The sequence below is a fragment of the Shewanella benthica KT99 genome (assembly GCF_000172075.1).
Lineage (GTDB): Bacteria > Pseudomonadota > Gammaproteobacteria > Enterobacterales > Shewanellaceae > Shewanella > Shewanella benthica_A.
This window is the reverse complement of the sequence record NZ_ABIC01000012.1, coordinates 1-14,622: the sequence shown is the minus strand read 5'-3', so window position 1 is coordinate 14,622 and position 14,622 is coordinate 1. Positions and strand designations below refer to the sequence as shown.

Below are 14,622 nucleotides of genomic sequence, written 5' to 3'. Positions count from 1 at the left end.
AATACAAAAATCACTCTAGTTTGCTTGTAGTCGACGCTCCAGAGCCTCGAGTCGCTCTATGGTGCCAACATCGCACCAATAGCCAGAGTAATGACTACCCGATACCAGAGACGATGACATCTTCTTCCGCAATAAGGGGGCCAATGGGAAGCCAGCTTCGGGAGTGTCATCGAATAGCGCAGGATGGTATAGACCCAGTCCGGAAAAAGTCAGCGCCGGCTCTGCAGCCGTTTTATGCGCAGCAACCAAGCCATGATGCAAAGGAAAGTCACCCAGAGGATGCTGACTCGGATTGTCCACTAACCAGAGGTGAGCCAATTTACCGGCATTTATCTGCGCCAGAGCAGCCTCAATATCTTCAGGCAGTTCATCCATAAATACATCGCCGTTTATCACCAAAAATGCTTCATCACCCAGCAGAGGCAAGGCATGCTTGATGCCTCCGCCAGTCTCTAATGCACACATCTCCGCACTATAATGCAATCGAATGCACCAGCGATTGCCATCACCAAGCTGCTCTACTAACTTCTCCCCCAGCCAAGCGTGGTTAATCACTATCTCATCAAACCCAGCGGCAGCGAGTCTCTCTATATGATAAACGATCAAAGGTTTACCACAGACACGTACCAAGGGCTTAGGCAGAAAGTCAGTTAGCGGCCTCAACCTCTCACCTCGCCCAGCCGCAAGTATCATCGCCTTCATTGTTTGTCCTCAAATGCGGGTATTAAAGTAGTAGCCACCCAAGCGCTAAAATCCTCTAGCTCAGGATAACGTGCCGAAATGTCCCTAATATAGGTCAGAGTCATGGGAATATCAGCCATGTAGGCAGGCTTGGCATCTCTGTAGTTCAAGCGGGCAAAGATACCAGCCGCCTTAATATGCCTCTGTATCCCCATCAGGTCGAACCATCTGCGGTATGTCTCTAAGGTTACCGAACTGTCGACTAAACCGGCTTGTTGCTGATTAGCATAGTGCTTTTCCATCAAGCCCTCTACCAGCGCATCGGGCCAACGAATATAACAATCGCGTAATAGTGACACTGCATCATATGTCACCGGACCTATAACGGCATCTTGAAAATCAATCACACTCAGCTGCTCAATGCCAAATTCATCGGCAGTAAGCATCAAGTTGCGGCTGTGATAATCTCTATGCATACCCACTTTCGGCTGTTCTTCGGCGTTTACCACTAACAAACCAAAGGCCTGCTCAAGCATCTTTCGGGTATCTGTATCGATAACTAACTTCAGATGATGTTTTATCAACCAATCGGTAAAAATATCTAACTCCCTGTGAACGAAGTCTGAATCATACGAGGGTAAGTCTACTTCAGCGTTTTCCTTGAAGGCAGCAAACTTGTCTAAAAGCGTTAATGCACGAGAGTAATATGCTGCGACACTGTCATCGTTTAACCGAGAAATAAGCTGAACATCCCCTAAGTCACTCAGGAGAAGAAAACCTTCTTCAACATTTGATTCAATAACTTGGGGAACATTAACACCAAGATCACCATAGGCTTTGGCTAACTTTATAAATGGAGTCACAGGGATAAGCTCAGGTGGCGAATCCATTATTATGTAGCTCTTCTCATCATGAAACACCCTAAAGTAGCGCCTAAAACTCGCATCTCCGGAGATAAGAGATGGGTGTAATTGCGTCGCGAAAACTTGGTTTAGCCATGTATTTAACTGAAGAAATCTAAGATCTGACAAGGGCACCTCATGGCTCTTACGTAAAAATTGCTTTATTATAAAGCAAAATGGAATTAGCTAAAAAGCTCATTGTTGATATTTAGCTGAGTTGCCTGATAAAAGTGCAACTTTTCTCACCAATATTTGTCCAGACTAAGAAATCATAATAAACGACTTAAGATGCATATCCGATATTTTTTGGCATTAAGCCTACTTCCCCAATTAGTCTTGGCTGAAGAAACCACCTCCGCGCCCGATGCCAGCATACAATGTCTGGTAGAGCCTCCGGTGCCTAGAATGGCCAACTTAGATCCCGACGCCTCTGAATTAGCGCTGCAAGAGATACACATAGTCTCAGATCGCTCGGAAGCTCAGATGGGCAAGCAAGCCAAATTTAATGGCAATGTCTCATTCAGCCAAGGCGGCCGCCATATAGCCGCAGATGAGGTTATACTCGATCAAGAGAGTGAGCGTCTGAATGCGAATGGAAATTTAGTCTTCCAAGATCAGCTGTTCACCATCACGGCTGATTCACTTGTGGCTCAGATGCGAGATAATAGTGCCATCCTTACCGGCGCACAGTACTGGCTTCATGGTCAACAGATCCATGGTGATGCCGAAAATCTCGAAATAACGCCCGATAACAACTTGCACCTCACTAAGACAAATTTCACCACCTGCCCTCCGGGAGACTCCTCCTGGCTGCTCGAAGCCGAGACAATCAAGATCAACAGTAAAGAAGAGTGGGGAGAGCTTTGGAATGCCAAGCTAAAAATTGGTGGTATACCCGTACTTTATATCCCCTACATGACGATCCCAGTATCGGATAAACGTAAATCCGGTTTTCTTTTTCCGACATTTAGCACCAGCACCACCAATGGTGTCGAGGTTGCGACGCCCTATTATTGGAACATAGCCCCCGAATACGATCTGACTTTTACGCCTCATTACATGTCGGCTCGAGGCCTGTTTCTAAAGACTGACTTTAGATATTTAGCCGGTGATTCACAGCAAGGCCAGATCAATGTCGAATATTTGGGCAAGGATAAAATGTTGAGCAACAACGCAGATCGTTATCTCTATCATTGGCAGCACAAGGGCGCGATCAACGAAAATTGGCGAGTATTAGCCAATTTCACCCAAGTTTCCGATAACAACTATTTCAACGACATGAATTCGGATATCCACTCTGCAACCGATAACCAGCTGTCACGCGTAGGTGAGATCAGCTATTTCGAAAAAAATTGGGACTTTAGCGCCAGAGTGCAGGACATCAAGGTATTGGGAGAAGATGAGATCCCGTATCAGGTTATGCCGCAATTGAACTTTAACTATCGAGCACCATCACTCTGGAGTGGATTAGATTTTGATTTGATGAGTGAAATCACCAACTTCAAGCACCAAGAAAATGAATTTTCCACCGCCACACGTCTCCATATTGAACCGAGTATTTCATTGCCAATCCAGGGGCCCGCGGGATCATTCACCAGTGAAATCAAGTTACTGCAAACCTATTATTGGCAAGATCACCGAGGTAATCCCCAAAACGATGAGCTAGACGATCGAGTCAGCCGCACTCTGCCTCAGGTACGTATCCATGGCAAGGTGAACTTTGAGCGTTTTACAGATTATTTCAATGAAAATTATCGCCAAACCTTAGAGCCACAGTTCCAATATCTCTACGTAAGTTATGAAGATCAATCTAATATCGGCATCTATGATACCGCGCAACTGCAGGAAGATTATTACGGCCTGTTTAGAGAGAGACATTTCTCGGGCCTAGATAGAATCGCCGATGCGAACCAGATGACCTTAGGTTTAACCACTCGTTTATTTGACCAACATAATGTGGAGAAATTTAAATTTAGTCTGGGACAAATATTCTACTTTCAAGATAGCCGCGTCGGCATCAAGGAATCGGCAATGTCGACTCAAACTTTCACCCAGGAAAATACCTCTAACTCAGTTTTAGCGGCAGAATTGAGTACTCAGCTTTATCAAGATTGGTATATGAGTGGCGCAATTCAGTATGATACTAAGCAGAGTGAAAATAAGAAGAGTGAAGTTACCATAGATTTTCGTCCTGGGGCGAACAAGTTACTGCAACTGAGTTATCGCTATGTGCCGGATCTGCTCAACACCAATACCAATGAGTCTGTCGACATATATCAGGCTGGTATGCGGGGCGCTTGGCCTGTGAGTAATAATCTATATTTGGTAGGAAACTGGTACTATGATCTCAATGAGAGTCGCAATATAGAGACCTATGCCGGCTTCCAATACGAATCATGTTGCTGGGCCATACGTTTAAGTTATCATTACCGCATCAAGACCAATTATGAAGATGATTTTAACCCGCTTGTGGATGACAGAGAGCTATTTGAGACAGGAATTTATCTTAACTTCGTCATTAAGGGACTCGGTGGTTCCGGCCCATTAGGTGTAACGGGTATGCTAGATGATGGATTGTTTAACTATAGAAAACCTTTATACCTTAAAAACTAGTTAAACAATTATATGATATTGTTATGAACCATGAGAAAGACTTATAGTCCAATCATGGAATAGATTTTCCAGTCAGCACTAATTTACGCTACAGCTGATATTAATATGCCAAGGATTTTTGTGGATGAAACCCTGTAAACATTTGATTATTGCGATTCTGAGCTTGGCCATGAGCCACATGGCTCTAGCTGAAAACACGACATTAGACCGGGTATCGGTGCAGATAAATGAAGGCATCGTCCTGGAGAGTGAAATCACCAACATGGTGAAAACGGTTAAGGCTAATGCCACAGCGGCGGGTCAATCTCTGCCTTCGGATCAAGCTTTACGAACCCAAGTTATCGAGCGTTTAATCATGACACGCCTGCAGATGCAGATGGCCGACAGGATAGGCCTTCACATCGGTGACCTTCAGCTGGATCAGACCATAGGTAATATCGCCAAGGAGCAGAAGCTCACCGTCGAACAGATGAGACAAAAAATTAGCAACGAAGGCATGAATTGGGGCCAATATCGTGAGCAATTAAGGGAAGAGATCACCTTAGGTGAAATACAGCGCATTCAAGTACAGCGCCGCATTCAGGTATCACCACAAGAGATCAGCAACCTGGTTAACATGATAGAAGAGCAAGGACTGAAACAGATAGAATTCCAAATTGGCCATATTCTGATTGAGATCCCCAATAATCCCACTAGTGAGCAACTGGAAAAAGCCAGTAACCGAGCCAATACAGTATTGGATCGTGTTAAAGATAGTGGAGATTTCCGCCGTATGGCTATCGCCGCTTCCGCCGGCCCAAAAGCCCTCGAAGGGGGTATCTGGGACTATATGAACATCAACGAGATGCCAACTCTTTTCGCTGAAGTGTTATCCAACGCAAAAAAAGGCGATATAATAGGCCCTATCAGAAGCGGGGCAGGCTTCCATATCATCAAGGTAATAGACGCTCGAGGCCTACAGACCAAAGAAGTTGATGAAGTTCGCTCTCGTCACATCCTAGTCAAGCCTTCGCCTATTCTTTCAGAAGAACGGGCTAAGGCCATGCTAGATAAATTTGTCAAGCAGATCCGTGCAGGTGATGCCGACTTTGCAGCCCTTGCTCGCCAATATTCAGAAGATCCGGGTTCTGGGGCCAAAGGCGGTGAACTAGGTTGGGCCGATCCAAGCGTTTATGTTCCGGCATTTTCTCAGGCGCTAAACGAACTTAAGGTCAATGAGATCAGTGAGCCCTTCCGCTCTAGCCATGGCTGGCACATCGTCCAGTTAGAAGAACGTCGTACAACAGATGCAACGGATAAATTTAATACCAATAAAGCACACCAACTCATCTTCCGTCGTAAATTTAACGAAGAATTACAGGCTTGGTTAGACGAGATGAGGGCAGAAGCTTATATCGAAGTTTTTGAAGCTGATTTTAATAGAGGTTAAACGTATTGACGACTAAACGTATTGCCATAACTGCGGGTGAACCCGCAGGTATTGGTCCAGATTTAGTTATTCAACTAGCTCAGCAGGCTTGGCCTGCTGAGCTAGTTGTTTGTGCTGATCCTGATTTATTAACATCGAGAGCCAAGAATCTCGGCTTGCCACTGCAACTTCGGCCCTATCAGCCAAACCAGGCGCCTAAAGCGCAAGAAGCCGGCACCTTGACTATCGTGCCATTCTCCCTGGCTGTTGCCAGTGAATGTGGTAAACTCGACGATCAAAATAGCGCTTATGTCATCGACACATTACGCTATGCCGGTGAGAAGAATATGAATGGCGAGTTCGACGCCGTGGTGACGGGTCCAGTGCATAAAGGGATCATTAACCAGGCTGGGATCCCATTCAGCGGCCATACCGAGTTTTTTGCTAATCAAGCAAATTGTCAGGATGTGGTCATGATGTTATCGGCTCCGGATTTGCGTGTGGCACTGGTGACTACACATATCCCCTTGGCCTACGTCTCTAAAGCGATCACTCGTGACCGTCTACACCAGATAATAAAAATATTGCATAGAGATCTCATCGACAAGTTTGCCATAGAGCAACCCAAGATATATGTATGTGGACTCAATCCCCATGCAGGAGAAGATGGTCATCTGGGCCGTGAAGAACTCGATACCATCATCCCGGCACTCGAAGAGTTACGTAAACTAGGAATAAGTATCGTAGGCCCTCTGCCTGCAGACACCATTTTCCAACCTAAGTATCTCGAAGATGCAGATGTGATACTCGCCATGTATCACGATCAAGGCCTTCCGGTACTTAAATCTCAGGGGTTTGGTAGTTCGGTCAACATTACCTTAGGACTCCCCTACATTCGTACCTCCGTCGACCATGGCACAGCGCTGGATCTCGCCGGAACGGGTACTGCAGACATAGGAAGCTTCGTCTGCGCACTAAATAAAGCCATAGATTTGGCAGTAAAAGCTGGATAATCGAATAGAAAATGAGTAATAGAGTACATTTAGGCCATACAGCCAGAAAACGTTTCGGGCAGAACTTTCTGACGGATCATAATGTCATTAACCGTATCGTTGGCGCTATCGCACCAGACAATGATCATGTCATGGTCGAAATTGGTCCGGGTCTCGGTGCGCTAACAGAGCCCGTTGCCGAATCCATAGATAAGTTGACTGTGGTTGAGCTAGATAGAGATCTGGTTGCACGATTACAAAAGCACCCGACTCTGAAACATAAATTAGAAATCCATCAGGGAGATGCCTTAAATTTTGATTTCAGCCAACTGATAGAGGAAGGCAAGGAACTTAAAATTTTCGGTAACTTGCCTTATAACATCTCTACCCCCTTGATGTTTCATCTGTTCCAATTTGCCGAACACATCAAGAACATGCATTTTATGCTACAAAAAGAGGTCGTATTAAGGCTGTCAGCCACTCCCGGGACTAAGGCCTATGGCCGCTTGACCGTGATGGCTCAGTATCACTGTCAGGTTATGCCGGTACTCGAAGTACCACCAGAGTCTTTTACGCCAGCGCCTAAGGTTGATTCTGCCGTGGTACGACTAGTCCCTTACAAACAGAAACCTTGGCCATGTAAAGATGTCGATTTTCTCAGGCATATGACCACGACGGCTTTCAGCATGCGTCGCAAGACCTTACGTAACAACTTAAAGCATATAATTTCTGATGAAGAGTTCTTGAGTCTCAACATAGATTCATCATTGAGACCAGAACAGATCTCAGTTGAGCAATATGTTGCAATGGCGAACATGCTCTTAGACAAGAAGGCTGAAAAGCAAACTTAGTTGATTCTCTCGGAAGTCTCGATTGTGAATGAACACAAGAAAACATAGAAATAGAATCGGAGGGCTTGCCCTCCTTTTTTTTGTCATTAAAGGTAACTTATGTCTAAGCTCGGGTCGACCATCAAGGTTGAAGTCACAACTGAATATATTGAAGAGCAATCATCTCCCAAAGAGGAGAGATACCTTTTTAGATATACCATCACCATCATCAACCTGGGACAAGCCGCGGTCACATTAGAAAGCCGTCACTGGCATATTACCGATGCAAATGACCATAAGAGTGAAGTCCAGGGCGCCGGTGTCGTTGGTGAAACCCCGAGAATAGAGCCTGACACCGCATACCAATATACCAGTGGTACTGTGCTGGCAACACCGCTAGGTGTCATGCAAGGCACATATACCATGGTGACCGATGAAGGGGAACAGTTTCAAGCAACAATTCATCCATTTAGATTATCCGTTCCAGGTTTACTTCACTAATTTAAAGGCGCTGTACTAGATGGCTAACTATTTTGTCGGCGATATTCAGGGTTGTTTTGCAGAGCTAGAGCTAGTACTTGCTAAAGTTGACTTCAACCCTTCCAGAGATGTGCTGTGGGCAGCCGGCGATCTCATTGCCAGGGGACCGGATTCACTTCCCACCCTAAGATACTTCAAGCAGCTTGATGGTTCGGCTAAGGTGGTATTGGGCAACCATGATCTCCACCTGATGGCGGTTGTGGCAAAAATTAAACGTGTAAACCCCAAAGACCAGCTCGAAGCACTACTGAATGCGTCCGATTTAGGTTCATTGATTGGCTGGTTAAGATTGCAACCTTTGGTACAGGAGCTCCCCGAGCATAATATCGTGATGAGTCATGCGGGCGTCCCTCCCCAGTGGGATATTCAGACCCTAAGAAGCCAGGTTCAACGCGTCAGTAATGCTTTAACTGCCCAAGATTATATTCCAGCCTTGATAGCAAAAATGTACACCATAGACGCTAATGCCTGGGACCCTAATGTCTCAGAGTTACAACAAAACATATATTGTATCAATGCCCTGACTCGCATGCGTTTTCTACACCTTGACGGTGGCCTGGATTTTGATTGTAAGCTATCTCCCAGTGAATGCTCAGATCCCAAGCTGACACCTTGGTTTAACTGTGATGGGTTAATCAAGCAGACGCACACCTTAGTCTTCGGCCATTGGGCCACCGTGATGGGGAAAGTGGCAAGCGAGAACATTTATGCTCTGGATACGGGCTGTTGCTGGGGGGAGCATCTGACGTTATGGCATATGGAGTCAGATCAAATAATTACCCAAAATAAGTTAAAAAAGAGTTAAACTAGCCGATAAGTTGGCCGATATAACAAGAATGAAAACACTTATCTTCTGTCAGCCCTTGAATTTAAAAAACCTTTTTACTAGGGAATTAGTAACTTAATTGTTACAAGAAAATATAATAATCGGAGTACCCTATGAAAATGAATGTCGCTACCCGAGTCATCGGCGGGTTTAGTATTGTCACCCTGTTACTCATCGCTTTAGGTGGAGCTTCTTTATTCACCAATAGTAAACTCAAAACAAGTACCCAGGTACTACAAGAGCTCAGCCTGCCAGCACTCGAATCCAGTAGCCACCTTGTAGAGAGCCTTTCCCTGCAAGAGACACAGCTCCTAACCGCTTACCATAGTAACAATTCGGGTCAAATTCCGGCTATCGAGGCCAAGCTTTCAAAATATCGTCAAACATTTATCAACGAGTTAGCTACATTATCTAACATCGTAAGTTCACATAAACAAGCTGATTTTACTAGGGTTCTCTCAAATTTGCGTCAAAGCTATCTTAGCTTTGAATCCGATGCCGTCAAGATGATCCAAACCAAAGAGAGTACCCTGGTCACCCAAGAGAAATTAGCCTCTAAATTAGAAATACTTGAAGAAATGGCCGACGATACAACCTCTCTTTTGCTGGATCTTATCGATCTTGAAATAAGTGAAGATCCCGTTGAGCAACAAATTGCTGCAATGGCAGGAGATATTGATAATAACCTAAGTGGCATTATCAGTACCAGTTTTGACTTGGTGAATAGCCGTAGTCAGCAACAGCACGAAACCATCACCAGTGAGTTAGACTACTACATAAGAGATATTGGCTATAAGCTTGAGTATATCGAGACTCACTGGAGAGACAAAATTGATGAAACGTTACTTACCGATATCAATAATGAAGCAAAAAAAGTGTTCTCAATGCTTGAAGGCAAAGACTCAATTCAGGCCTTAAAGGGACGTCAATTGAACTTTGAATCTTCTACAAACCAGATGTTAAAACGGGTAGAAGATAACACTCAAAACCTTAATCAGAATATGAGAGCCTTAACCGATGCTGTAGAATCTGTCTCTAAAGAGGTCAGTAACAAGGCAATCAGTGATATTGACTCTGCCAGTATCAATACTATAGTCTTGGTCCTCATTGCGATTATTGTCTCAATTATTGTCAGTATCGCAGTGATCACACCTTTAAAACGCTCACTGGATAAAGTAAACAACGCACTCAAGATTTTAGCTTCCGGAGATCTGACTCACAAATTAGATGATTCGGGCCACGATGAGTTTGCCGAGCTTTCCAAAAACTGTAATCGCCTGGTGGATAGCTTAAGAGACCTTATCCTGGGGATACTTGACCGCTCGAATCAACTTGCAGCCGCCGCAGAAGAAACCTCAGCAATTACGGCCCAGACCACCGCGGGTATCCAGGAGCAGAAGAGCCAAGTCGATCAAGTTGCCACGGCGACGACTCAGTTGAGTTCGAGTGCCGAGCAGGTCAATCGAAGCGCCGATGATGCGCTAATTCAAATTAAACAAGCCGATGACGAAGCGCAACATATGCGCGCCATTGCCGACGAGAATAAACAGACGATCTTAGCTTTAGCCGATGATGTTGCCAAAGCGGCAGTTGTCATCAATAAGTTGCATACCGATAGTACATCTATCAGCTCGATTCTCGATGTGATCCGTGGCATCGCCGACCAGACCAACCTATTAGCACTCAATGCGGCCATTGAGGCTGCACGTGCAGGTGAGCAGGGACGAGGCTTTGCCGTCGTTGCCGATGAAGTACGCAGCCTAGCATCGAGAACACAGGACTCAACCCAAGAAATCCAGCAGATGATTCAAGTCCTGCAAGAAGGCGCTCAAGAAGCCGTTGCCGTCATGGAGCTAGGGCGCGCTCAGGCAAACTCCTGTGTAGAGAAAACCGAGCAGGCTAATCTGGCATTAGAAAGTATCAGTGAAGCCGTTCACAAGGCACATGACTCGGGTACTCATATTGCCAATGCAGCACAAGAGCAGAACTTGGTCAGCCAACAGGTGTCAGAGAAACTCGAGCATATCGCCGCCATCTCGGAAGAGACATCGACGGGGGCCGAACAGACGGCTCAATCAAGTCATCAAGTGGCTCAACTTGCTGAAGAACTGCAAGCATCAGTTAGAGAATTCAAAGTCTAGTTCCTAAATCCTAGATCCTAGATCCTAGATCCTAGATCCTAGGTTTTAAGTTTTAAGTTTTAAAAATACCAATAAAAATGCCGGATACATGAGTATCCGGCATTTTTATTAAGTTCTACTATTTTTTATCAATTCTACAATGAAAACTGATTAACCACCTGCGGTTCTCTTTTTTATCACTGCAGTGATTGCACTCGCACCGTGGCCATTAGCCTCGGCCCAATCTGTAATGGTATTACCATCAGCTTCGGCAGCGGTAAGTTCTGATACTGAGAGGCGTTTAGCGATGAAAGTGCCCACTTTATCTGAACCACTGTTCATTGCGGTTCGCAATAAACTGTTTCCATCACATGTCACACCCGAATAGATATTACGCAGCTTTATGCGATTTTCTTTTAACTTTTTGCGTAAACGATTCTTATCATTTGTTTGGACATAATGACAGATATTCGCAGCGAGTTGATCTGAATTGGCTTGCACTGGCATAGACAATGACGATACGGCGATAATTGCAGCAATGCTTATAGGTAACAGACGCATCTGATACTCCCTCTTATTATTTACTTTTATACTGTAGAGCATCAAACTAGCAAAATTTTATATGCCCCACCCTAAACTTGAAACATAATACCGACGCTAATTTAACATTTCCTCACCAAGTTGATAAAGCTATATTCTACACCTTTATCATTTATTGATGTTTCTTGGCTGATCCGCTGCCAAGATCCATCATCCCACCGGGGAAAATGAGTATCGCCATCGACATCTAAATTGATCTCAGTGAGATAGAGTTTATCGGCTTGACTTAAAAGAGCGGCATAAAGTTGTCCACCACCTATCACCACCAGCTCTTCACATTCTCCAGCCGCTGCAACTGCGCTTTCAAATGAGGTCACACAGGTCACTCCTGCGATGCTCAAGCCTTGTTGACGGCTAATGACTATATTGAGTCTTCCCGGAAGAGCGCGACCTATGGATTCATAGGTCTTACGCCCCATAACGATGGGCTTACCTAAAGTCATGGCCTTGAAGTGCTTGAGGTCTTCAGGAAGATGCCAAGGCATCTTATTATCTTTTCCAATGACACGATTATTAGCCATAGCAGCTATCATGGCGATTTTCATAGTTATCTCCGGGAGATCTGTGACCCAGTAAAATTAAATAATGGATCGACTTCTAAAGTAGAGCAAACCGGGCATGGCTAGGCCTACCGATAAAGCACCAAGAATAAACACCGTTTTTAGGCCATTACTGATCACCTGAAACGTGAGCTCTGGACTGTTCTCTGATTGTGCCGTCAGCTGAACCAGAGCGATAACGGTATTGAAGGCATAGGTTCCAGGGACCATAGGAATAATCGCTGCGACCGCGTACATGAGAGGCGGTGCCAGATGACGTTTGGCAAAGCCAATGGTAATAAGTCCCACAAGAGCAGCAGCCGAAAATGTTGCCCACTCGATGGGCAAACCGATATAGAGCAATAAGGTTCTGCTACTGTGGCCTATCGCTCCCGCTAACGCACAATAGGGAAGGAATCGTTTGGGAACATTAAAGACCATGGCAAAACCTACAGCCGGTATTGCCGAAAACAGCGCATCATTAAGCAAAGAAAAAACGAGTGCAATGATTTGTTCCATCAGATAAATAACCCACCGAGCTGCATCGCCATGGTAATACCAATCACAGACGAGACGGTCAACAGTGTCGCGTGTCCCCATCTTGAAATACCGACATTAAGATGACCCTTAACCATATCGGAAATTGAATTTATCATGGGAAATCCTGGTACTAACATAAGCACACTCGCAGCCATTGGCAATTTTGGGGTTTCAGTAAAAGGAATTTGATAGCCAAGCTGGGAAATTAACGTTATCACGAAAGCCGTTACGGCAAAGTTTATCAATAAATTGAAATGATGTTTGGCAATATAAAGCCTGACGAACATGCCCACCGAAGACGCACAAAAGGTCAGTATCGATGCGGCAAGATCACCACCGAACAGATGACAGAAGCTCGCACATGACAAGCCAATCATAGGCACTAGGTAACGTTTGGGGTAGGTTCGAGGCTGGATCCGGGAAACCCGTTTCCTGACTTCATTAAGGCCATATACGCCTTTCTCAGTGAGTAAGCAGATTCTCTGCAGTTCACAGATAATGGTCATGTTAATACCATGCTCACGGGTGCGCCGAGTAGTAGTGATACAGCGGCCATGAACGAGACTGGTTAATACCAGGGAGTTTGAAGAGATAGAAATTTCGACACTGGCGAGACCCAATGCATAGCCCAAGCGCTGACTGATCTCTTCAACCAGTTCAGAATCAGCGCCATAGGCTAGTAGAAGTTGAGCAACCCGGACAACTTGCCGGGTTATTTCATTTTGAGTATCTGCGTACACATGAATCCCGAAGAATATAAACTCAGAATGGGGCTCCGATTTACACTAAAACCAGTAAGACTTACCTTTGATAGATCACTTTAACATCGTAGTCATCGTCATCGAAATCATCATCATCATCATCTAAGTCATCACTAACGAAGTTTTCATTTAGTTCATCACTATCTTTATGATAGTTATCCCACTTAAATTCAACTTCTTGGTCTTTATCGACGACCTCTTCTGGAGGAAGGGCGTCAATGAAATCGATAAGCTTGAGGCTTAACTCTTGTGTACCTTCACGGTTATAAGCCGAGATTGTGAAGACTTCACCCTCCCACTTAAGCTCTTTCACTATGTGGGCAACACGTTCTTTAAGCTCTTCTTCGAGCAGCAGATCTATCTTATTGATCACCAACCATCTAGGTTTAGCGGCAAGCTTAGGAGAGTGTTTCTTGAGTTCACCAACAATGGCACGCGCCGACTCAACAGGATCACTGCCATCGATAGGCTCGATGTCAATAAGGTGAAGCAGCACACGACAACGTTCTAAGTGTTTCAAGAAACGAACACCAAGTCCAGCACCATCGGCTGCACCTTCGATCAGACCAGGAATATCGGCAATCACGAAGCTCTGACCATGTCTGGGATTAACAACCCCTAAGTTAGGCACCAGCGTGGTAAACGGATAGTCGGCCACCTTAGGTGTCGCTTTAGATACAGAACGAATAAAAGTCGACTTGCCCGCATTAGGCATGCCTAATAGACCCACATCGGCCAGTAACAGAAGCTCAAGTTTGAGACTACGTACTTCGCCAGGTGTGCCCAGAGTCTTCTGCCTCGGCGCTCGGTTAGTACTACTCTTGAAGCGAGTATTACCCAGACCGTGGAAACCACCTTTGGCCACTAACATTTTCTTGCCGTGAGCAGTCAGATCACCGAGAGACTCCTGAGTCTCTTCATCGATAGCTCGGGTTCCAACTGGTACTTGAAGTATCAAGTCTTCACCACCATGACCGGTACAGTTACGTCCGCGACCATTTTTCCCGCGCTCGGCGCGATGAAAACGCTCAAACTGGAAATCGATTAATGTGTTGAAGCTTTCATCTGCTTGCAGATAAACATCACCACCATCACCACCATCGCCGCCATCTGGACCACCATCGGGTACATATTTTTCGCGTCTGAAACTAACGCAACCACTACCACCATCACCAGCTTCAACTCTGATCACAGCTTCATCGACAAACTTCATATCTACTCCTGGCACCACAGATTAAACGAATTATACTCGTTTCTGCTTGGGGTCGCC

The 14,622-nt window shown here is 45.2% G+C and carries 14 protein-coding genes; 7 read left to right on the top strand and 7 right to left on the bottom strand.

Annotation, left to right across the window (positions count from 1 at the left end; translation table 11 throughout):
- Positions 1-15: 15 nt before the first annotated feature.
- Both murU and KT99_RS07640 read right to left on the bottom strand, forming a co-directional pair.
- The gene (gene murU, locus KT99_RS07645) at positions 16-702 is read right to left on the bottom strand and encodes an N-acetylmuramate alpha-1-phosphate uridylyltransferase MurU (RefSeq protein ID WP_005498629.1); all 687 of its coding nucleotides are present in this window, start codon (positions 700-702) and stop codon (positions 16-18) included.
- Positions 699-1,718: an aminoglycoside phosphotransferase family protein gene (locus tag KT99_RS07640; protein WP_198402005.1), complete on the bottom strand. Its 1,020-nt coding sequence runs from the start codon at positions 1,716-1,718 to the stop codon at positions 699-701. The genes murU and KT99_RS07640 overlap by 4 nt, the downstream gene beginning before the upstream one ends.
- A 153-nt stretch (positions 1,719-1,871) precedes the next feature.
- Here KT99_RS07640 and lptD point away from each other — a divergent pair, with 153 nt between their 5' ends.
- The 7 genes from lptD (at position 1,872) to KT99_RS07605 (ending at position 10,933) form a co-directional block, all read left to right on the top strand.
- Complete coding sequence (lptD, locus tag KT99_RS07635) at positions 1,872-4,196, top strand: LPS assembly protein LptD (RefSeq protein ID WP_005498626.1); 2,325 nt, start codon at positions 1,872-1,874, stop codon at positions 4,194-4,196.
- Between the two features lie 124 nt (positions 4,197-4,320).
- Positions 4,321-5,625, top strand: coding sequence for a peptidylprolyl isomerase SurA (surA, locus tag KT99_RS07630; RefSeq protein WP_005498625.1), 1,305 nt, complete (start codon positions 4,321-4,323; stop codon positions 5,623-5,625).
- 5 nt (positions 5,626-5,630) lie between these two features.
- Positions 5,631-6,617 carry a 4-hydroxythreonine-4-phosphate dehydrogenase PdxA gene (pdxA, locus tag KT99_RS07625; RefSeq protein ID WP_005498624.1) on the top strand — a complete coding sequence of 329 codons (987 nt, stop codon included), beginning with the start codon at positions 5,631-5,633 and terminating at the stop codon, positions 6,615-6,617.
- An 11-nt stretch (positions 6,618-6,628) separates the two neighbouring features.
- Positions 6,629-7,447 (top strand): 16S rRNA (adenine(1518)-N(6)/adenine(1519)-N(6))-dimethyltransferase RsmA, encoded by an 819-nt coding sequence (gene rsmA / locus KT99_RS07620; protein WP_005498623.1) that lies wholly within the window; start codon positions 6,629-6,631, stop codon positions 7,445-7,447.
- 99 nt (positions 7,448-7,546) lie between these two features.
- On the top strand, positions 7,547-7,927 hold the full coding sequence (gene apaG, locus KT99_RS07615) for a Co2+/Mg2+ efflux protein ApaG (RefSeq protein WP_005498622.1): 381 nt from the start codon (positions 7,547-7,549) through the stop codon (positions 7,925-7,927).
- Positions 7,928-7,946: 19 nt separating this feature from the next.
- Positions 7,947-8,771: a symmetrical bis(5'-nucleosyl)-tetraphosphatase gene (locus KT99_RS07610; RefSeq protein ID WP_005498620.1), complete on the top strand. Its 825-nt coding sequence runs from the start codon at positions 7,947-7,949 to the stop codon at positions 8,769-8,771.
- A 134-nt stretch (positions 8,772-8,905) separates the two neighbouring features.
- On the top strand, positions 8,906-10,933 hold the full coding sequence (locus tag KT99_RS07605; protein WP_005498615.1) for a methyl-accepting chemotaxis protein: 2,028 nt from the start codon (positions 8,906-8,908) through the stop codon (positions 10,931-10,933).
- A 150-nt stretch (positions 10,934-11,083) separates the two neighbouring features.
- Here KT99_RS07605 and KT99_RS07600 read toward each other — a convergent pair whose 3' ends face one another.
- From KT99_RS07600 to cgtA, 5 genes are all read right to left on the bottom strand, one after another.
- Positions 11,084-11,473, bottom strand: coding sequence for a DUF3718 domain-containing protein (locus KT99_RS07600; protein WP_005498613.1), 390 nt, complete (start codon positions 11,471-11,473; stop codon positions 11,084-11,086).
- Positions 11,474-11,574: 101 nt separating this feature from the next.
- Positions 11,575-12,057 (bottom strand): type 3 dihydrofolate reductase, encoded by a 483-nt coding sequence (gene folA, locus KT99_RS07595; RefSeq protein ID WP_005498611.1) that lies wholly within the window; start codon positions 12,055-12,057, stop codon positions 11,575-11,577.
- Positions 12,058-12,090: 33 nt separating this feature from the next.
- Positions 12,091-12,570 carry a threonine/serine exporter family protein gene (locus KT99_RS07590; protein WP_005498609.1) on the bottom strand — a complete coding sequence of 160 codons (480 nt, stop codon included), beginning with the start codon at positions 12,568-12,570 and terminating at the stop codon, positions 12,091-12,093.
- Positions 12,570-13,331 (bottom strand): threonine/serine ThrE exporter family protein, encoded by a 762-nt coding sequence (locus KT99_RS07585; RefSeq protein ID WP_005498607.1) that lies wholly within the window; start codon positions 13,329-13,331, stop codon positions 12,570-12,572. The genes KT99_RS07590 and KT99_RS07585 overlap by 1 nt, the downstream gene beginning before the upstream one ends.
- Before the next feature lie 61 nt (positions 13,332-13,392).
- The gene (cgtA, locus tag KT99_RS07580; protein WP_040571725.1) at positions 13,393-14,565 is read right to left on the bottom strand and encodes an Obg family GTPase CgtA; all 1,173 of its coding nucleotides are present in this window, start codon (positions 14,563-14,565) and stop codon (positions 13,393-13,395) included.
- Between the last annotated feature and the right edge of the window lie 57 nt (positions 14,566-14,622).